Raw genomic sequence first — 19,723 nt, 5'->3', positions numbered from 1 at the left:
TGCTGGCCCCACCTGGACGATCCCCGAGCGGTTCACTCCCCGGGTGCTGGTGCCGGCACCCCGCCTTCCAGACTCTACTCTCGACGCCTCCCCGCACGCCGGGACTGCACCAGCCACATCGTCGATAGACCACAGAGCAGCAGCGCCGCGGCGCTGAGCAGCGCCGGAAGGGCGCCCGCCCCTCCGGTCGCTACGAGTGGGCCGTCCGCGGGCGCACTCGGGCTCGGCCGATCCGCCGGCGCGGGTACGATCGGTGGCGCGACGACCTCAAACCGCTCACTCGGCGCGCCGCACTGACCCTCGTGCACCACAGACTCGCGCCCGCCCTCTCGCATCAGAAGCGTCTCCACGAAACCACCCACACCCTGGTGCTCGGCGCCCACCACGACACGGCGCGAGGTGTACCTCCCCGGCCGGTCAACGGGCACGCCCTCCAGGTCCGAGAGCGCCGGGATCACCGCGTCCGGCTCGCACCGCAGCACGCCGTCGGCCCCCACGGCGTAGGCGGTGAATCGCACCCGGTAGCTGACACCCGCGCGCTGAGCGAGTCGCCCCTCGACAATTGCCACGTCGTAGAGCTCCTCACCTACCGAGACGGTGCCCGCGGACTCGGTGCGCACCCGCGGCGCCTGGATCGTGGTCGTCTCATTCGCGTCCCCGCAGCTGCCCCTCGCGAGTTCACTCACCTCACCGGCGACGCGCTGCCGCAGCACGGCAACCCACCACACCGTGTCGCCGTACTCGGGGTCCGCACTCAATTCCGGGGACCACACCTCGCCCGCGTCTCGCACCGGGATCGGATCGGTAGCGAACAGGGCGTTCTCTGGAGCACAGCGCGCGTCTCCCGTACCGGTTGCGACGCGGTCGCCCCGATAGCCTTCGAACACGAGTTCGTGTGTGACCCCCGCTGCCTGTGCGAGGGGCCCGGTCACGATGGCGAGGTCGCGCATCAGCTCCCCGGTGGCGACCGCTGCACTCGCTCGGGTCTCGATCGTCGGTGCAGACACTCGCGTGGTCTCCTGCACCGCGCCGCACTCGCCCACGCTCACTGCGATCCGGCTGTCCCCCTCCACAAGCCACAGGGTTTCCACCCACCAGATCGACCCGCGCCAGTCCGCCTGCACGCGCACGTCCTCTGAGCGGTACTCCCCCGCACCATCAACCGGTGTCGCCCCCGTTTCGAACAGGAGATTCTCCGGCGCGCACACCGGCGGGGTGCGCTGCGCGTCAGGTGACGCCTCCGCCCCGGACTCGGACTCGGATTCGGATTCGGATTCGGATTCGATCCTCTCAGACTCGATCCCCTCGGACTCAGGCTCGGTCCCCTCGGGCTCAGCCTCGGTCCCCTCGGTGTCGACGGCCGCGGCCTCTCCCTCGGCGGCGCTCGGGGCCCGGTACCCGGCGAAGGTGAGCTCCCATCGCGCGCCTTCGGAGTTCGCCAACTCGCCGGAGACACGTGCGGTGTCGCTGATCAGGTCTCCCACCACCGCGTTCTCGGGCGCCACGGTTGACACCTCGGGGCGCTCAATGGTGGTGGTCTCGGCAGCGATCCCGCAGGCTCCGCGATGCAGCCGTTGCGGCCCGTCCTCGGTCTCCCAGAACAGTGACTCGACCCACCAGATTGTCGGCCCGTGTTCCCAGCGCGCAATCAATTCGGGTGAGCGGAGTTCTCCCGGGCCCGCAACCGGGATCCGATCCGAGCTGAATACTCGGTTGTCCGGGGCGCACACCGGCTCGCCGGCCGCTGAGGTGTCAGCCCGGTACGCCTCGAAACCGACGCTGTATTGTGCACCGGCAGCGAAGCGACCGCTGAGCACCGCGACGTCCGTCATCGCTTCGCCGAGGCGCGCCGTGGGCTGCGCGCGGGTCACAATGCCCGGCTGCTCAATCACGGTGCGCTCATTCGGCACCCCGCACGTCCCCTCGTGCACGGCCGCGCCCTCAGACGTGATCCGTTCAACCCAGTTGATCACGCCCGGCGATCGCACCGTCACACGCTGGGACCGGTACGTACCCAGCCCCGGGATTCGGATCCCGCCCTCGCGATACACCGGCTGCGCGACGCAGCGTTCCGCCGGGCTCATCGCGGCGATCTCTTCCTCGGACCAGGTGAGCGGTTCACGCGCAGCAGCACCGGATTGGGGACTCGCGGCCGGAGCCGGAGTCGCTGCCCCGTCGGTGCCTCCCGAGTGCGCCGCACGGCCGCCGTGATCAGCGCCGTCGCCGCGGCCTGCGTCTTCGGCCCGATCGGCACCGAGGCCCCGCTCTGATTCGACACCGAGACCACCCCGAGGTGCGGTGGCTCCACGCTCAGCATCGGCAGATTCCCCATTTTCGGGATGTCCCCCTGCGGTCGATTTATCTCCGGTGCCGGCCCCCTCCCCAGCGTCACCGCGCGCCCCGCTGTCGGGTGCCGCGTCGGCCTCGGGTGATTGCGCGAGGCCGACGTCCGCGTAGCGCGGCTTCCACTGCGAATCGTATTTGGGGGCTCCCGCGACTGGTTCGAGGTACGCCGTAAACTCGGCGACCGCGCCGGGCCACAGCTCTGCCTGCGTGCCCGGCGCCTCCCGCACCTGGAGCACGTCGCGCATCACGCCGCCCACCTCGGCGGACGGCTGCGCCTGCGTCTCGGCGATGGGCGCGCCCGGAGGCAGCGGGAGGGCCCGCGTGGCCGTCGCGAATCTGCCCCGCAGCACCGTGCCCGCAGACTCTCCCGTGGCCACCGCGAGGCGCTGCCCGACGCGCCCCGTGGCGGTAGACGAGTTATAGATGTCGAGCAGCGGCTCCCAGCCGCGCGGACCGCGCACCCGCCAGGAGCCGTTCACCTCAATCTTGGTCGCGCCCGGGTCCGCCTGCACGTACCGGTTCGACGCACTGCTCCCCGAGACTGACAGCGACGTGCCACCGTTGCGCACGAACGTCCCGCCGCGAACCGAGAGCTGAGTGGTGCCGCCGGGGTAGCTCACGCGGAATCGCCCCGGCTTGCTGTCGGACGCCGGGCGGATCCGCAGCTTGCCACGGACCGGCTTTGGGGGCGTGGGCGGCGTCGCCGTGTTCCGCGCCTCAGCGACGAGCCGATCCGACGCGCGAATCAGCGAGCGGCCCCGCGCGGAGCCCTCAAGCGTGGCGATCCGACTGTTGAGATGCGGGTTCGATTGGCTGAAGTTCTCACGCATGCGCCAGATCGAGATCTGCACTGCCGCGGCCGTCCACGCGTCACGCTTCTGACCGTGCCGATCAATGAGGTAGTTGATCTGGCGCATCCCGTTCGGGTCTCCCCAAGCGGGGAACTTTCCCGACCTCCCCGGAAGCAGCGACACCCGCCCCGCCTCTGAGATGTAGCCGGACGGCTCGCCCAGCTCGATTTCGATGCAGTACGCGCGTGACCCGTTGGGCATCACGTAGTTCGACAGCGTGAGTCCGCCTGGAAACGTCATCGCTTCACCCCGCGGGAGTGCACTGGCGGGCGCAGGAGCCGCGACCAGCGATCCCGCCGCAACCGCCGCAGTCAAGACCACACCGGCGGTAGCCCGCGCCGCCGTGCGCACGAGCGACCGGCACGCGAATCGCGCGCGGTCCCCCGCCCACGCCGCCCCGCTGGGCCGAGCTCGCACCGCGCGTGGACCCGTGCTTCCGCGCCAACCCAGCACCCACCGGGGCAGTCGCACCCACCGGGGCAGTCGTCTCATGAGCGTTCCCTTCGTCGAGCACCTCCGCGGTGCGCTGTTCCCCGCCACCCTGGCGGAGCATGTCCCACCGATGATGCGGGCACCGCTGCGGCGGTGCGACGCACTATCCACAGGCAGCTCGAGGCCTCGATTCGCACACTGTCGACCGCCGTGGTAGAGTTGTCGACGTGCCGCGGGGTGGAGCAGTTCGGTAGCTCGCCGGGCTCATAACCCGGAGGTCGTAGGTTCAAATCCTGCCCCCGCAACGAAAAACAGCCCCTGATCAGGTGAAAACCAGATCAGGGGCTGTTGGCTTTTCGGTTGAAAGTACCGAACTACGCTAAGGACTACGCTAAAGCGATTCCGCCGTGATACTGCGTGATACTCCCGAGATCACGCGGATGTCGTGGCTCATGGGCCTGTCCGAAGCGGAGCGGCGGACGGGCCTGCCCGCTGCTCGGAGCGGAGCGGAGAGCACGGCCTACCTCATCCCCTCGAACGGGTCTGTGACGCCGTGCAGGCCGTGCTCAGGGCACGAGAACGCGACCCGAATGCCAACGCCCTCGCCGCCCTCGAATATCTCAGGCTCGCAGTCACGGCCGCAGACGGCGCAGGTGCGGTAGTTCTCGTTGCTCGAGCCGTCGCCGATGCGAATCATTGGCAGGTCGCTCATGAAAGACTCCCCTCGCCAGAATCGCCGGCTTCTTTAGAGACGATGGACATGAACTCGACCTGCTAATCGCTAGAACGTCCAGAGCCTTCGCCTTTTGGCGAACGGGATCGTCGTTCGAGACCACGACCGGCTTGCGGAACGGACGGTCGGCTGCCGGTAGAGGCCGACGAACGCGAAGAGGGTGCCCAGTCGAGACAATCGAGCACCCTCTTCGGAACGGCGCGCGTCTACGCGCCGGAGAGGACGCGCTGCTTCTGCGCCTCGAACTCAGTTTCAGTGAGCACGCCCGCGTCCCGGAGCTGGCCGAGCTGCGCGAGCTGGTCGAGAACCGAAGTGCTGCCCCCAGCGGGTGCCGGTGCGGGCGGTGCGACGGGCTCCGGAGGAGCAGCCGCTGCAGCGGGAGCGGCGGCAGCTGTGTCCTGCGCGGCCCAGCGTTGTTGCTGGCGGCGGTGGGTGCTCCCGATGACCCGTGTTGCGACGGATGCGCGCGCTGCGGTGCGGAGGAGACTCATGACTGATTCCCTTCGTTGAGTGCTCGTTCGAGATCCTCGATGGCGATTCCGCCCGAGAATAGTTCTACGCCGCCTGCCGCCGCCCATGCTCCTGCAGCGACAGCGAGCGAGCGATCCTCATACACCACCGCAAGCGCTACCTGCCCGCGTTGAAGTTCGGCGGCGATGCTCGCGAGGTCATCTGCGTCGAGAAGACTGCTCGCTGCCCCATCGAACGTCGAGAGGTTGATGCCGGTGACACCGCCGAGGTCCGTGAGCTCGAGCCGGCCGGGAGCGCCTGTCTCGTCGACACCAATGAGCTCGATATCTAAGATCTCAATGATCCCCTGCTCGACACGGTCTAGCATTGCGGATAGGCCGGGGCCAAGGTCGGCGTGCTCGTCGAACACGAACACGAGGTAGTCGACGGGGCCCGCGAATTGCTCTGTTGCCATGGTTAGGCCTTCTTCCTGGCGATGGCGCGGACCGCGTTCAGACCACCAAGCACGATGAGCGCGACACCGAGGAACCACCACAGGAATACTGCACCCCACAATGGGCTGCTTAGGAGTGTGAAACCGGCGATGACGGAGAGGATCGCGAACACGATTGTGAGGCCACTCGAACCGGACTGGCCGAGAGAGAAAAGCGCAGTGAAGCCCTCGACGATCCACATGACGCCAACCATGATGGTGAGGAAAAGCGCCAGGAACGCAGCGGACTGCTGGAGCGAGGAAAAGGCATATACGCCGGCGATCACGTAGAGGATGCCGAGGAGGATGTGGCCGATCCGACCGCCTGCACCGAGCTCTTTGGAGAAGACCCCGAGTGCCGCGTAGACGATACCCGAGATGATTGCGTAGGAGGCAATGACACCGGTCAGCGCGACTGCTGCCTTCGTGGGCCAGGCGAGTACGGCGATGCCGAAGCCAACGGCGGCGATCCCACCAATTAGCAGTGCGAGGCGTGCTCCCTTTGTAGGCGCGGCGGGGGACAGGGTGGCAGTCGTCATGAAGCGCCTCAGATTTTCTCTTATGCATGTTTGTGACAGGTTCGTCTACGAGCGATCCTATCTGCAACTCCAGCTAGACAGTGGGCTTTCGCGTCCAACATGACGAAGCTTGTATGCAGGTAGAGGTATGGGTGCCACCAGAACAGCCAGCCTATAGTCGTACTGACCTCTAGGGCGACCGCATTTCCAAGTACTCTGGAGAGCTTCCCTGTGGCAACCTCGTCGAAGAACAGCCAGCAACGGCTGCTCCGTACACCTTCGAGCCCCACCGTGGGCAGCTGACCGCCCCTAGTGCGGAAAGGTACGCTTGGGCAGCACTCCTGCAGGAGCTCGCAAAAATGCCCCGAGAGCCTGAGCGAAAGCTTCCGGTGCCTGGAGGTGTGACTGGTGCCCAGCTCCGGCAAGGACACGAAGCTCAGCGTTCGCGATGGCTTCTGCAAGCGCTCGCGAGCCGGGGAGACCCAGTCGATCCTTGGAGCCACAGAGGACGAGCGTCGGCGCGACAACGGCTGCCAGTTCCCTCGAGAAGTCCGTTGTTCTCGCCGATTTGAGTGCCGCGATCATCTGGGGCTTGTCGACACCGTTGCGCACGTATTGCTTCGCGGGGATCAGGGACATGAATACCTGCTGCGCGATCGCCAGTGTCTTCGGCAGGCGAATCTGCCCCGCAGCAAGCGTCAACGAGAGGACTCGGTCTGGATAGTCGACTGCGAATCGCAAGGCGATCATCGCACCAAGTGAAAGACCGCAAAGATGAATTGCAGCGACACCGATCCTATCGATCTCAGCAGCAATGCTCGCGGCCGACCTGCTCAGAGAAAAACTCTTGTTCGGTGCTGGCCCAAACACGTCGATCACGAGTGGGGCGAAGCCATCTGGAAGCGCGCCAGCTTGGGCGCGCCACACCTCAGGTACTTCACCCAGGCCATGGACGAAGACAACGAGCTCGTCACTACTCATGGTTTCTACCTTCGCACAACCTTCGCCGCCGACAGCGAAGCACGATCCGCCGTATGCCTGCGAGCGCACACCCCAATACCTAATTTCACTGATATCTCTACGTGCTTGTCTAAAAGCTGCACCCCAACCGCTTCACTACTCGCTGCAGGTCCGGTATTTAGTTGGATCATGTCACTCATCAAATCCATATCCTCCGTCGCTGTGGCGGGTATCGCGCTCTCCACGGCCTTCCTGGCTTCGACCGCCGCGACCGCTGATATGCGGACTGAACCAGTGAAGCAGTTCGCCGGCCAAGAGCAACGGGGGCTGGGCCTTGGATCTGAGACGTCGTTCACCATCGAAGCGTCAGCACACAACTCGGACACGAGCGTAGTCGACACCTGGAAGATTACCGACGAGCTCGACTCACGTATTAGTGACGTACAGGCGGTGACTATGGAAGTGATCAACCCAGCAGACCCTTTGCACCCAACACCTCTTCCATTCGTTGACGAAGAAAGTAACGCGGGGTATCGATGGGAACGCACAGGAAACACGATTTCGGCTTGGATCACCCCAACCGGGCTTCGAGACTTTGTGAATCTTCCTGGCATGATGCCGCGAGACATGCAGGTAATCCGAGTCACGGTTGATGCATCTGTGAGTGCAGTGGGAGACGGAATCATAAAGAACACCAGCACACTGGAGTACGCAACCACCGCGTGGGCCAACGATACTGCTTGCGCAGTCAAACACGATGTTTGTTCTCCATCCGGATAACCCAAGCATAGGCGCCTGCTTCGGAGATCCGGAACACCCGTATCTGCCCCCTTGGATCCCCACAGGCTGGGACGAGTTGCCTCCCATACCACATTCGCGGCAGGCACCCTCGGAGATTTCGAACATCGCGACTACCCGGTGGGGCTGGTATGAAGCGTATAAGGTCGACGGTGTGACCGGCGCAGGGCTGGCTGGCGCGAAATTCGAAGTGTACCCCGCAGCAGACCCCTACGGGGAGAGGTGTGTAGCGACCCCCTTGGCCGGGTCTGGCCCAATCGAAGTTGTCGAGAACGGAGCCACGGTTACGGAATTCACATCTGACACAAACGGCCGCGTGTTCATTCCAGGCTTGTTCATCGATCAGGACCCAATCCACCCTTTCAGCGCGTACCGCTGCTACGTACTGAAAGAAACTCTGGCTCCGGTGGGATACGATCTGCCTTATGGCAGCGCCGCATACACCCCGTTCAGCGTGACCCCCGGTGCCCCAGGTACTGGCACCACATATGTTCCAAAACGCATCCCAAACACACGACTACCCTGGGCGATGTCCCTTCCCACACCCATCGTCGTCCAGGCCACCTGTCCCGTACCTGGCCAGCCGACCGTCCCCAGTGTGATGTTCCCACCTACTGCCAACATTCGCACTGTCACGATGGTCGGTGAGGTCAAGGCCGGCTCAACTGTCACCGTGCGAGTGCTTGGCGATGAGGAGTACGTATTTGTCCAGTCCGCAGGCTGGACTATCACGAAAGTCGGCGCCAGTTTCATGGGGGAATACACCGTGAAGTTTGATGCTATCGATTGCGAGAAGCCGCCCGTAAAGGAGTCAAAGCCACACGAAACAAGCCTTGCCGTTACCGGTGGCAGTGACATGGTCCCGCTCCTGCGGATGGGAGTTGGAGCCATCCTGCTCCTCGGCGCCGCAGTTTTCACCGCAGCTCAGGTTACTAAACGACGTAGGCGCGCAATGGAACAAGCATGAATCCCTCAAACGAATCCTTGATGCGTCGGCGGCTGAGGCTGCAGCGGTCAACTTTGTCGTCGTGATTTCAGTCCCAGCAACCGCCGCTCCTCACTAAGGTAGAGCGCACAAGCAAGCGACCCTGAAGCATCAGCTTCGGGGTCGCTTGCTTGTGCATGCGTCTCAGTCGTCTTCAGTACACGGGGCTCAGCAGTGAAGCCGCTCCCTATCGGCAGGACAATTCTCCGTGGACAGAGATTTGCGGCGCATGCCGCTTTTGCCGTTGGAGGGATGCGGCCTCACATTCCGGGGTGTCCAGCATTCACAGTTCCACAGCCTGCCTCAGGCCGGTTCTCGTTGACGCGTCTGATGCGCTGAGCTTCTGCGGTGGCCTCAGGCTGCCTGTCAGCCGTGCAGTGAAACTCGCGAGCTGCTCGTCGTGCTCGAGGAGGTGCTGGCGCCCCTCCTGGTACTTGCGAGATGTGCTGTTCACGGCTGCACGGTCCCTCTTGATCGCTGCCCTGGTCATCCGGGGAAGAGCGAAGCGCAATGAGTCTGTCGTATGACAGCCAACAGCTTCCCCGTTCTCCAACAGCAGAGCTGTCACTCTTTGGTACTCATCTCAATGATTCTCAGGGTTTTGAACATGGGGAACGGTGTTCGCATCCGACCCAAAGTGACGAGCCGATAGCGGCCGAGCCCGCAATGCTGGCTGTATGGATGATTGGACTGAGTTGCCGAGCAGCCGCAGTCTGTACTGCCGTGAAGGCTCGCTTTGCAAATAGAAATGGTGGCAGAGATGCACAAAATTTGACAGAGGTTCGTTAGAGATCTCGCCAACGCAAGCAACCATGATGTGTTCATGTCCATTCGTCCACCCAAATGGATACTCCCTCGGCGCCGCCATACGTGCCGCCTTCTCGCGCTTCAAATTCATGGTGTTGCCCGGCAAGGTCTACTCGGCACATCCCGCATCCCTCTGAAAGCGCTAAGAAGATTCCAGCATCAAGACCTACGCATCTGATTGAACAGCGGAACGGATAGCGGCGCAATAGTACCTAATCCAGCGCACAGCACTACCTATTTACGTGTCCTCGGCAACGTATTTCACAGGTTAGCGATGGTGATTGGGCTCGTGACAGGCGAGAGTTCTTCAGGGGCAAACATGGAGAAAACCGTTGTCCTTTGGAACGAGCAGAATCAGCCGTTATCGCAATCTGGGCTGAAATGAGGGGTGCAGGGAACATATGCGAAGTGGGGCTTCCTTCTCGTCGAAGTATCACAGTTTGGTGCGAGTAGCCGCGGTAGGTGCGGCTGCAGCACTACTTCTGGGGAGCTTCGGCTCTACCCCAGGCGTCACGGCAGCACACGCCGCAGAAGAGCCGGTGCCGTCGAGTACCGACAACATTGCTCAAATCTCGCCAGAGGCGAGTGCAACGAGCGACCAGGATCCATCGGACACAGAGATGGAAAGCGAGTCGCCCGATTCGCCCGTTCCCAGCGACCAGGATCCATCGGACACAGAGATGGAAAGCGAGTCGCCCGATTCGCCCGTTCCCACAGACATTGCGCAGCAAGTTCCTGAGATCACCACAGAGGAACTAGCAGAAGTAGGTATTGCGCCTGCCTCGGTACCGGTGGCACCCGCAGGCAGCGTCGTCATCAGCGTGCGCGTCGGTGGCGATAGAGCAGCCGACACCGGCACCCAGGCCGTCAACATGAACAACGCTCAGGCTACCGGAGTGGCCGGTGTGACGCTCTACCTCGGTGCCCCGGGACGCAAGTACTCCGCAGACGATGGGACCGTCACCGACGCCATATTCACACCGTTCCCTTACAGTTGGGCAAAGTGCGTCTCCGACGCGGACGGTGACTGCAACTTCATCGTCCCGGTCAAGGCTGCCGGCACGACACCGGCGGTCGATGAATCTGGCATGGTGGTCAACCGCAAGCCTTGGGTTGGAATGTCTCCCTCCGCGCAGCCGGCGATCACCACGCCCGGATGGCACATGCCGGCCACGTCGGTGTTCAGCAATAACGTCAACGTGAGCACCCCGATTGCTGCTGCTTCGTTTACTTACCTATTTCAGGTGAACACCGTGGTGGTGGCGGGGTCGACCTACAAATCCCTGGACAACACCTTCCCGTTCCTGAAGGACGGCAACGGGGATGCCACGAATTTCGATCCCCTGATGCCGTACGCAACCCAGCCGGGGACGACGGTGTCAGGTGGCCGTTTTATGGTAGTGCGCGACAACCCATCACTCAAGTACACGCCGAACTGTGCTCTAAAAGTGGCGGTTGTGCTCGATCTCTCCAGTTCTATGGCACCGGGAGAGGTCACCCAGGCGAAGGCCGCAATCGATGGCATGGTGAACAACTTGACCGGCAAGAACACACAACTTGGTGTGTTCAGCTTCAATAGGGTGAGCCCCGCCGTTCAGGCGAACGGCAGCTACGCAACGAATTACCCCGGCCCCTATTCAGTGACCACTCCCGCGCAGGCCGCGACGTTCAAGAACCTCTATAGCACTTGGACTGCACCGCTAAGCGCAACTGCGAACTACAATGCCTCCACGAACTGGGATCACGCGCTGACCACGGTTGCCAACTCGGGGGTGACCTACGACGTGGTGGTTCTTATCACCGACGGGGCACCGACCACCCTGACCGCAAATCCGGTGGGCACTTGGGGCCTGGCACTCTCGGGCTACCTTCCCAACACTCGCGCGCTAGAAGCTGGCGTGTTCTCGGCGAACCTCGTGAAATCGAAGGGTACGCGCATCGTGCCCTTCTACGTAGACGATCTGACCGCCTCGAATGCTGCAGTCAAATTCTCAGTGACAAATAACATTCGCAACGTCTCGGGCCCAACACAGAATTCCGACTTCTATAACGTCAGTGACTTTAGTGGCCTCTCGACATATCTCAACAACTTTGCGCAGACCTGCGCTTTCAGTACGCTGAACGCGCAGATCAATGTGAACAAGCGCATTCAGGATGCTGATGGCTCCAATGAGCGGGTTGCATCCGGCTGGGTACTGGGAGCAGCCACCACCGCGACCGCTGGCACGGTAACCACAACCCCAACCGCCACCACGCAAGTGACGCCCGCAAGCGGCAAGGTGACCTGGACTGCAGCGTTCGGGACGAGCGCGTCCCGTGCCAGCGTGGCTATCTCGGAGACGCAACAGCCAGGCTACGAGTTCGTGAGTGGATCATGCACGATTACTCCCGTGAGCGGTGCCGTGCGAACCGTACCTATTTCGGGCGCAGCGGGTGTCACCTTGACCGGCATTGCGCCCCAGGACACGGTGGACTGTACCTTCGTGAACAAACCACCCACACCTGCGAAGATCAATGTCACCAAGCGCATTCAGGACACGGACGGAACGAATGAGCGGGTCGCTTCTGGGTGGACACTCGGCGCAGCAACAACAGCCACTACCGGTACGGTTACAGCAAGTCCGACCGCCACTACGCAGGTGACGCCCGCGACCGGCAAGGTGACCTGGACTGCAGCGTTTGGAACCCCAGCCTCCCGTGCGAGTGTAGCTATCTCCGAGACGCAGCAAGCGGGGTGGGTATTCGTGAGCGGCACGTGCACCATTACGCCTGTCACTGGATCTCCTCGCACCGTCACACTGCCCAACGCCGCCGGTGCAACACTGACTGCGATCGCCCCCGGGGACACGGTCGACTGCATATTCGTGAACAAGCCCGCTGCACCGGTCACCGGCAGTGTGCTCTGGGAAAAAGTCAATGGAAGTAAACATCTGGCGGGCTCAAGCTGGAAGCTCACCGGTCCAGGCGCATCAGGAACCGTCAGAACAATCGACGACTGCACCAACGCGCCTTGCTCAGGTCCGGACACAGACTCGAGGGCAGGCTACTTCGATGTGACCGGACTCACTCAAGGGAGCTACACCCTCGTCGAAGTAAAGGCACCCGCTGGTTACGTATTGGATACGACACCCCATTCCTTCACGATTGGAACCACGCCGCCGGCGGTGCTCAACTGGGATCTCGGCCCGATTCAGAACGAGCAGCAGCTCGTACCAGGTATCCCCTTGACAGGTGGAATCGGGCGAGACCACCTGCTCATCGCAGGCGGCGGGTTCCTACTTGCCGCACTTGCTCTTGCAGCCGTGTTCTGGCGCCGTGCACGGAACACGTCGGGGCTAGGCAGGAGGTCGCCCCAAGACTGACCTCACCACTTTCCGACCAATCGAGATTCACCTAGCACAGAAAGCACAACACCCATGGCTACGTATAAGAAGACACGCGGCATGATCGCCGCAGCTGGAGCCGTCGCGCTCGGATTCGGCGGACTGATGTTCGCGACGATCCCCGCGAACGCAGTCCCGGTCGACGGGCCTGTCGATGCCACAAAGACCGGCTCGCTCACAATTCACAAGTTTGAGTACCCCGCAGACGGAAACCAGAACCCCTCAGGAACGGGTACCAACCCGACCGGCCCGATCGGCGATGTGGTTTTCACGGTTTGCAAGATCGACAACATCACTTCCCTCGGCGATACCTCGAACGCTGGCTGGGCTCAAGTGAAGGGCCTGAACGCCCTCTCAACTCCGCCGTTGACCGGTACGGTCGCAGGCGTTGATTCGAGTACAACGTTCCCAGTGAGCGGTTGCCAGACCGTGACCAGCGCGGCGAGTGGCAGCACCCCAACGTTGAGCGGCCTCGCTGTTGGTGCCTACCTCGTCACTGAGACCAGTGCTCCCGCTGGCGTGGTGAAGGGTGATCCCTTTATCGTTACCTTGCCGACCCCGGCCGACACCGCCGCAGGCGCTACCAACACCGGCCGCTGGGAGTATGACGTGAACGTCTACCCCAAGAACCTCAAATCCACCGCTCCGACGAAGACCATCCACGATCAGCCGAACAACGGTGTCGTGCTCGGTCAGGATATCGACTACACGATCAGCCAGGTGGTTCCCGCACTACCCAGCGGGCAGAGCTATACCAAGTTCGTCGTCACCGACGCGCTCGACGCGAAGCTGGATCTCAAGTCCGGCTCGGTGGTAGTCACATATGACGGTGGGACGCTCACCGAAGGCACTGATTACACGCTCGACACCACCGGTGATGTGATTGTGGTTACGCTTCTCGCAACAGTGCCGGGCACCCCTCCTGCCCCGAATTCCATTCCGATCGAGGCCGGCAAAACCCTCACGGTCGACTTCACCGCCACCGCAAACGCGACCGGCGAGATCCCCAACACCGCTGTCGTTAATATCAACGACCTTGACTTCGACGGGGACGGCACTCCCGGCACACCCACAACCGAGGTAAAGACTCGCTGGGGCAACCTTCTGGGCGAGAAGATCAACGCTGACGACACAATGAAGCTCGGCGGCGCGAAATTCGAGGTCTACATGACCGCTGACACCGATGGCACCTGTGCCGCGGCGACCACCGCTGATCTTGCGGGACTTTCCTCGGTGACCACGGTTACCTCCGCTGCAATGGGCAGCATCGCAATCCCCGGCCTTTGGGTTGGCGATACGAACGACAATGTCACCAACCGCTGCTACATCCTGAAGGAGATCGAGGCTCCTGCAGGCTACGTGCTCCCAACCGGAGACGCCGCACTGCACTCTGTGAACGTCACTGTAGGCACGGTTTCTACCGCAACCTTCGACGTGAGAAACGATCAGCAGCTCGTCCCCGGCCTGCCTCTGACTGGTGGCGATGGGGAGCGCATGCTCCTGGTGGTTGGTGGGGCACTTCTCATCCTGGGCGCGGTTGGGGTTGCTTTGCGACTTAACAGACGACGCGAAATCACCGCATCGGCCTAGCCACCTAGTAGGTTCCCCACAGCGCGAGAATCTCCCAGATCGCTTGACACTCCCCCCTCAAGCGCGCGTTGTGGGTTCCTTCCTGACCCCTACCCCCATAGTGGGCCAGGAAGCTCCGCGCGGTGCCGGAAATAAACTTTCCGGCACCGCGTTCTCTTCTGTCACAAACTGAGAGGCGCACCCACATTGTCATACAGCCGCACGAAGGACGAAGAGGCGCCTCGAATGACTGTGCCCGCTCGAAAATGGCGTGCCTCAGCATCATTGATCCTCACGGTTCTCGTGGCTGTTGCTGGCGTCACTACTCTCACCTATTCCACTGCGGCGAGCTGGGTTTCCGCGATTAACCAGAGCCAGGTCGTTAATCGATACGAAACATCAGTCAACGATGCTGAACCGTCAGCCTCAGAGCAACTCAGAGCAGCGCATATTTACAATTCGGCGCTCTCATCCGGTGCACTTCTCGAGGCGAATTCGACGGTGCCGCAGGGGAACGGCGAGTACGCGGACACCTCTTTTGACTACCGCAGCATGCTCGCTACCTCGACTGGAGTGATGGCACGACTTCAAATTCCCAAGATCGATGTAGACCTTCCCGTTTACCACGGCACCAGCGAAGAAACACTTGAGATCGGGGTGGGGCATCTCAAAGGCACCTCGCTACCGGTTGGAGGTGAGAGTACTCACAGCGTGCTCACCGCACACCGAGGCCTCCCCTCCGCCACTCTCTTCACGAACCTGGATCAGGTGAAAGTGGGTGACACATTCACCATCACGACGTTCGGGGAAGTTCTGAACTACCGCGTCGTCTCCAGACAGGTTGTCGCGCCCGAGGACACCGAGACATTGCGGCAGATTGAGGGTGAAGACCTGGTCACGCTCGTCACCTGCACACCACTTGGCGTGAACACCCATCGAATTCTCGTGACCGGAGAGCGTATCAACCCCACCCCGCCAGAAGCGATTGAGGAGGCTAGGTCGTCCGCGAGAGAGCCGGGATTCCCCTGGTGGGCGGTCGCCTACATCAGCGCTCTCGCCGTAATCGGCTGGTATGCCTGGTGGGCTGGAAAACCACCTCGCCGACGACCACAGCATGCCAGCACGGAGTGCAGTTCCAACGCGCAACAATAGTACTTGGGTGCGGAGAGCTACCGGTTTTCGAGAACCAAATAGTAGACTTCGAGTTGGAGGATAAGTGGAACTGGAGACTTTGCAATGCAGTTTGTGGCTTTAGAAATCAGCGGTGACAGCTTGCGACAAGGGGCAATAGGCTTGTGATGAGCGGGATCTGCTAGAGCGGGGCGGGGGCTTCATGGATATTCAGCACGGCGACACGCTTGCCCTCGCGGCAGAGACGGTTCGAGCCGGCGGTAGCGTGGAAGTAGTCGGCAGTCATGGTAGTGGCAAGAGTACTTTTCTGAAGAATCTGAACGATATCCTGCGTGACGGCGGGTGGAGTACTCTTTTTATTCGTGGGATCGCCTCTCTCAAGCAGTTTCCGCTCGCAGCCCTCAACCTTCCAGGGGTGTTAGATGCTGGGGATGAGGTCCGTGGTATCGCCTCAATTCACCAGGTAACTTTTGCCCTGCAAGCGAAAGTATCTGGCCCTAACTCGGTGATCTTTATTGACGACTGGAATGAACTTGATGAGGCTTCATGGGGAATCATCGATTCCGTCCATCGTGCGCTTTCGGTACCAGTCGTGTTCTCCCACTTGCGGGGTGCTCGGGCGAGCAGTATTTCGGATGAATCTTACCTCTCACGAGTGCCCACGGGATACGTCGTGGAAATGCGGTCGTTGCGAATTGATGAGCTAGGAGCAGTACTCAAAACGCACCTGAATTCACCGATTGAGAGAGGTGCACTAAGTCGTGTCTATGCGATGACAGGCGGGCACATAGGTTTAGCACTTGCCTTAGTGAAGGCAGCACGGCGTGAGAACCAGTTGGTTCAAGACTCTTACGGAGTATGGACAAGCACGGACGACCTGTGGAGCTCTGGTCTCACGTCAATGCTCGAGACTTACGTCAGCGACCTCCCCACCCATGTCCGAGATTCCCTGGAAGTTCTTGCCTCCGTGGGGACAGTTGACCTGGACACTGCACGGAAGCTTGTTGAGGTTGAGGTACTCGAACTGCTGGAGGAGCGTGGACTCACAACAATCCTCTCGGGTTCAGTGCATGACTGGGTGATGGTTATTCCCCCTCTCTTAGTCGAATATTTTCGGCGCGCACCCGCCTCTACCCGGAAGGATCGCCTCAATAGGCACATCCTTGAGCGAATCGGTGAGGTGGAACCCGCCGCAGTCGTCCTAGCAGGGAATTCTCCCCTGGCTCCAATAGTCGATGGCAGAGAGGCATTGTTTGCTGCCTTGGCTCGGGAACAGGTACGAACGCGGATCACAGTTGCGTCGGCAGATTGGGTGGCATCACAGACACCACGAAATGCGGTGGGCTACATCACCGCGCTCATGCAGTTACCTCAGGCAGACAGTGAAGTACTTGTTGAGCAGGTTTTCCGTGACACGGATTTCTCTACCGGTGAAATCGAAAGTCATGCAGAGCTCATCGTTCTTCACGCCAACTGGCTTGCGCATGTTCAGGGGAAGGTCGATGACGCGCTGGAACTGCTTCGCACCGAGCGGAACTCTTTTGGTGACTTCGGGCGGCTACTTGATGCGGCTGAAGTCACTATTCTCACCAACCTAGTCAGGGCCCCCAGCGATTCCTTGAAGAAGCTCAAGGTAACCCACGACCTCCCAGTAAAAGTGCAACTCGCCCTTCTAGAAGCGCAAATGTTGATCTTCGTGACATCGTGCCGGTTTAATGAAGCCCACCAAGCGTTCGAGCGCATCCGTGTATTAGACCCTCTGCAAGAGCAGATCAAACCACGAGTTCTTTACGGATTTATGTTACTCGGGGAGGGGCGCCATGCTGAAGCGCTGCACCTCCTTACTCATTGGTTAGAGGAAGCGAGGGAACAGGTCGATATCCAGGGCGTTCGCTCTCTCGCGTGCGCGCTTGCGTTGTGCCACAGCCAGTCAGGAGACCATTTTGCCCTTGACCGCTTAGCTGAAGTTGTCGCTGCGGTTGGAGGCCACACCTCGTTCCCTTCGAATCCACAGGTGGCCACGGTCTCCGTGACCACTAGTGTGGTCGCCGCCCGTCGCGGAGACACACTCCTCACTGAACGGTTTGTACGTGAGGCGCAGCGACAGGGTATTGCTGATGGGCCGCTGCCGGCACAGTCGCTTGCCTGGCCAATTGCGCAACTGATGATCCTGCAAGGAGAACTAGAACACGCTGCAGAAGAGCTCTGGAGATCAGGTGAGAAGTTATGGGCTCGGGAAGCGCGCTATGCAGGGATGCTGGAAATGTTCGTTTCGATCGAGATTCACCCCAATGCAGAACGACTCGACAAAGTGAATCAGCTCCTGAAGCTCGTTCCCGAAAATGTCTCCCTGCAAGCCCAGGGAGTTTACGTGACGGCACTCGTGAAGAAGGACCCGGAAAGCATGTTGAGGGGTGCCGAAGCGCTAGTGGACACGGGGCGCTTTGGTTTAGCTGCGTCAGCCTATGCCATGGCCGAAGCATGGTTTGAGAACGCGGGAAATGCTGCACGCGCTACGGATGCGCATGAAGCCGGGAACCGGGCGCGATCGCGGATCGGTAGTTCTGCACTTGACGTTTCCCGGTTTAGTGCATTGCCTGCAGTTCTTTCCCGCCGAGAAGAGCAGGTCGCGAGGCTGGTTGCTTACGGTCTCACCAACCGTGAGATTGCAACGGAACTCTACCTGAGCGCTCGGACCGTCGAGGGGCACGTGAGACGAATCTTTCGGAAGCTGAAGCTCAAAAACCGACGCGCTCTGGAGGAATACTTCACTGACCAGTCTGGAATTTGAGAGTTTGATCTTGGGACAGTTCGAAGGCGAGCCTGTTGAGCCCTGGATTTTTGGCAGAAGCAATCAGTGATATGAAGGTGAAGCGCCCCGGGTTTCGTGGAGGCTCGGTTATCTGGAACCGGCTCCGATGGGAACCTGTTCTCCAACGTAGCTGACGGGCTCGTGGGATGCCCAGTGGGCGGCCTCGAACTCGGCGGGTGGGATGTGTCCGATCTCGCCGTGCAGGCGCCGGTGGTTGTACCAGTCGACGTATTCGGCGACTGCGATCTCGACGTCGCGGATCGACGCCCACCCGCCCTTGGGGCGCATCATCGGGTTGCGGATACACTCGGCCTTGAACAACGAGTTCAGCGCCTCGGCCATCGCGTTGATGCTCCTATATTTGTCAACTCACAATCTCACCTGTCCTCGGATTGACTTTGACGAGGTGGTAGAGCTCGCGAATCACATAGCGTTTCAAGCATCGGATGATGTCTCGTTTGCTTTTCCCCTCGGCGGTTCTGCGGGCGACGTAGTCGATGGTGGGCTGGTGGAATCTCATCCGCACGATCACGGTCCGATAGATCGCCGCGTTGAGTTGCCGGTGCCCGCCATGGTTGATGCGATGCTTCCCGCTGGTCATGCCTGATCCGGTGGGGACCGGGCTGATACCCGCGAGTTTCGCGAACGCGGCCTCGGACTTGATGCGCTCGGGGTTGTCTCCTGCGACGATGAGGATTTCGGCTGCAGTATCCACACCAATACCAAACGCGTCCAGCAGATGTGGTGCGCGTCCGAGAACGAGCTCCTCGATCATGCTGGTGAGTTCCTTGATCTCCTCGTCGAGCAAGAGCCAACGCTTCGCAAGCGACCGCAGCGTATGCCGGTTCGCATCCTCTGGGGAGTCGAGGCCGCGCGGCCGGAATGCTGCGCAGTAACGCGCGAGAGTGCGTTGCGTCTTCCGCGCGGTCTCGGCACGGAGCTGTTCTTGCGCGTGCACGAGCAGGGCTTTGAGCGTCACCATCGTCGCGGCTTTCTGCTTCACCGCAGTGTCATGGGCAACTTTGAGCTGCCGGATCATCTCGACCGCGCCATCCATTGTTTTCGGGGTCGCGGTCGCGAACCCCGCAAGTACCGCTCGCGCGGCGTTCTCCGCATCGAGAGTGTCGGACTTACCGTTGAGCCGGCGGAGTCTGCGGTCAGGGCGTGAGACCTCGACGACCTTGTACCCGTGCCGCCGCAGGAACGAGGTGAGGCCTGCCCCGTAGGAGCCGGTTCCCTCGATCCCGAAAGAGATGATCTTTCCGAACCCTTGAGCCCAGGCGAGCAGCTGCCTATACCCGGCGGTGTCGGTTGCGATCGTGAGGGTCGCGAGTACCCCGTCGATGGTGTCCATCACTGCTGCGACGTGAATGTGTTTATGCGTGTCGACGCCGATCACGATATGCCCTGAACGGGTGGGTTCTGTCTGGGTCATAGCGGGGGTCCTCTCGGCCG

14 protein-coding genes and 1 tRNA gene are annotated in these 19,723 nt (G+C 61.4%); 7 read left to right on the top strand and 8 right to left on the bottom strand.

Annotated features, from left to right (window positions below; all coding sequences use genetic code 11):
* Window positions 1-74: 74 nt before the first annotated feature.
* Entirely contained in the window at window positions 75-3,437 is a 3,363-nt protein-coding gene (locus EV139_RS10130) for a hypothetical protein (RefSeq protein ID WP_130454217.1), read from the bottom strand.
* Window positions 3,438-3,860: 423 nt separating this feature from the next.
* Here EV139_RS10130 and EV139_RS10125 point away from each other — a divergent pair.
* A tRNA-Met gene (locus EV139_RS10125) sits at window positions 3,861-3,934 on the top strand.
* Between the two features lie 215 nt (window positions 3,935-4,149).
* On the opposite strand, the gene EV139_RS10120 is transcribed toward EV139_RS10125, so the two are convergent.
* From EV139_RS10120 to EV139_RS10100, 5 genes are all read right to left on the bottom strand, one after another.
* Window positions 4,150-4,341, bottom strand: a complete 192-nt coding sequence (locus tag EV139_RS10120) for a hypothetical protein (protein WP_130454216.1) — start codon at window positions 4,339-4,341, stop codon at window positions 4,150-4,152.
* A gap of 227 nt (window positions 4,342-4,568) precedes the next feature.
* Entirely contained in the window at window positions 4,569-4,853 is a 285-nt protein-coding gene (locus EV139_RS10115; RefSeq protein ID WP_130454215.1) for an SHOCT domain-containing protein, read from the bottom strand.
* The gene (locus EV139_RS10110) at window positions 4,850-5,287 is read right to left on the bottom strand and encodes a DUF6325 family protein (protein ID WP_130454214.1); all 438 of its coding nucleotides are present in this window, start codon (window positions 5,285-5,287) and stop codon (window positions 4,850-4,852) included. Before EV139_RS10110 ends, EV139_RS10115 begins: the two co-directional genes overlap by 4 nt.
* A 2-nt stretch (window positions 5,288-5,289) precedes the next feature.
* The gene (locus EV139_RS10105; RefSeq protein WP_130454213.1) at window positions 5,290-5,844 is read right to left on the bottom strand and encodes an HdeD family acid-resistance protein; all 555 of its coding nucleotides are present in this window, start codon (window positions 5,842-5,844) and stop codon (window positions 5,290-5,292) included.
* A gap of 288 nt (window positions 5,845-6,132) precedes the next feature.
* Window positions 6,133-6,804 (bottom strand): alpha/beta fold hydrolase, encoded by a 672-nt coding sequence (locus tag EV139_RS10100; RefSeq protein WP_130454212.1) that lies wholly within the window; start codon window positions 6,802-6,804, stop codon window positions 6,133-6,135.
* A gap of 168 nt (window positions 6,805-6,972) precedes the next feature.
* Here EV139_RS10100 and EV139_RS10095 point away from each other — a divergent pair, with 168 nt between their 5' ends.
* From EV139_RS10095 to EV139_RS10070, 6 genes are all read left to right on the top strand, one after another.
* Entirely contained in the window at window positions 6,973-7,563 is a 591-nt protein-coding gene (locus EV139_RS10095; protein ID WP_130454211.1) for a hypothetical protein, read from the top strand.
* Complete coding sequence (locus EV139_RS16305; RefSeq protein WP_202318626.1) at window positions 7,541-8,548, top strand: SpaA isopeptide-forming pilin-related protein; 1,008 nt, start codon at window positions 7,541-7,543, stop codon at window positions 8,546-8,548. The genes EV139_RS10095 and EV139_RS16305 overlap by 23 nt, the downstream gene beginning before the upstream one ends.
* Before the next feature lie 1,445 nt (window positions 8,549-9,993).
* Complete coding sequence (locus EV139_RS10085) at window positions 9,994-12,735, top strand: SpaA isopeptide-forming pilin-related protein (protein WP_198677532.1); 2,742 nt, start codon at window positions 9,994-9,996, stop codon at window positions 12,733-12,735.
* 81 nt (window positions 12,736-12,816) lie between these two features.
* Complete coding sequence (locus EV139_RS10080; RefSeq protein ID WP_157993029.1) at window positions 12,817-14,346, top strand: SpaH/EbpB family LPXTG-anchored major pilin; 1,530 nt, start codon at window positions 12,817-12,819, stop codon at window positions 14,344-14,346.
* Window positions 14,347-14,571: 225 nt separating this feature from the next.
* Complete coding sequence (locus EV139_RS10075) at window positions 14,572-15,477, top strand: class C sortase (RefSeq protein WP_130454207.1); 906 nt, start codon at window positions 14,572-14,574, stop codon at window positions 15,475-15,477.
* A gap of 181 nt (window positions 15,478-15,658) precedes the next feature.
* A complete protein-coding gene (locus tag EV139_RS10070; RefSeq protein WP_130454206.1) occupies window positions 15,659-18,247 on the top strand; it encodes a helix-turn-helix transcriptional regulator in 2,589 nt (862 codons plus the stop codon).
* Window positions 18,248-18,355: 108 nt separating this feature from the next.
* On the opposite strand, the gene EV139_RS10065 is transcribed toward EV139_RS10070, so the two are convergent.
* Window positions 18,356-18,610 carry an integrase core domain-containing protein gene (locus tag EV139_RS10065; RefSeq protein ID WP_130454205.1) on the bottom strand — a complete coding sequence of 85 codons (255 nt, stop codon included), beginning with the start codon at window positions 18,608-18,610 and terminating at the stop codon, window positions 18,356-18,358.
* A gap of 22 nt (window positions 18,611-18,632) precedes the next feature.
* Complete coding sequence (locus EV139_RS10060; protein ID WP_130454204.1) at window positions 18,633-19,703, bottom strand: IS110 family RNA-guided transposase; 1,071 nt, start codon at window positions 19,701-19,703, stop codon at window positions 18,633-18,635.
* Between the last annotated feature and the right edge of the window lie 20 nt (window positions 19,704-19,723).

This window comes from Leucobacter luti (genome assembly GCF_004217175.1).
GTDB lineage: Bacteria > Actinomycetota > Actinomycetes > Actinomycetales > Microbacteriaceae > Leucobacter > Leucobacter luti.
This window is presented reverse-complemented; position numbering and strand designations above follow the sequence as displayed.

Coding starts and splice junctions, on each gene's coding strand:
- EV139_RS10130 (WP_130454217.1), bottom strand. CDS start 3,437: ATGACGTTTCCAGGCGGACTCACGCTGTCGAACTACGTGATGCCCAAC.
- EV139_RS10120 (WP_130454216.1), bottom strand. CDS start 4,341: ATGAGCGACCTGCCAATGATTCGCATCGGCGACGGCTCGAGCAACGAG.
- EV139_RS10115 (WP_130454215.1), bottom strand. CDS start 4,853: ATGAGTCTCCTCCGCACCGCAGCGCGCGCATCCGTCGCAACACGGGTC.
- EV139_RS10110 (WP_130454214.1), bottom strand. CDS start 5,287: ATGGCAACAGAGCAATTCGCGGGCCCCGTCGACTACCTCGTGTTCGTG.
- EV139_RS10105 (WP_130454213.1), bottom strand. CDS start 5,844: ATGACGACTGCCACCCTGTCCCCCGCCGCGCCTACAAAGGGAGCACGC.
- EV139_RS10100 (WP_130454212.1), bottom strand. CDS start 6,804: ATGAGTAGTGACGAGCTCGTTGTCTTCGTCCATGGCCTGGGTGAAGTA.
- EV139_RS10095 (WP_130454211.1), top strand. CDS start 6,973: ATGTCACTCATCAAATCCATATCCTCCGTCGCTGTGGCGGGTATCGCG.
- EV139_RS16305 (WP_202318626.1), top strand. CDS start 7,541: ATGTTTGTTCTCCATCCGGATAACCCAAGCATAGGCGCCTGCTTCGGA.
- EV139_RS10085 (WP_198677532.1), top strand. CDS start 9,994: ATGGAAAGCGAGTCGCCCGATTCGCCCGTTCCCAGCGACCAGGATCCA.
- EV139_RS10080 (WP_157993029.1), top strand. CDS start 12,817: ATGATCGCCGCAGCTGGAGCCGTCGCGCTCGGATTCGGCGGACTGATG.
- EV139_RS10075 (WP_130454207.1), top strand. CDS start 14,572: ATGACTGTGCCCGCTCGAAAATGGCGTGCCTCAGCATCATTGATCCTC.
- EV139_RS10070 (WP_130454206.1), top strand. CDS start 15,659: ATGGATATTCAGCACGGCGACACGCTTGCCCTCGCGGCAGAGACGGTT.
- EV139_RS10065 (WP_130454205.1), bottom strand. CDS start 18,610: ATGGCCGAGGCGCTGAACTCGTTGTTCAAGGCCGAGTGTATCCGCAAC.
- EV139_RS10060 (WP_130454204.1), bottom strand. CDS start 19,703: ATGACCCAGACAGAACCCACCCGTTCAGGGCATATCGTGATCGGCGTC.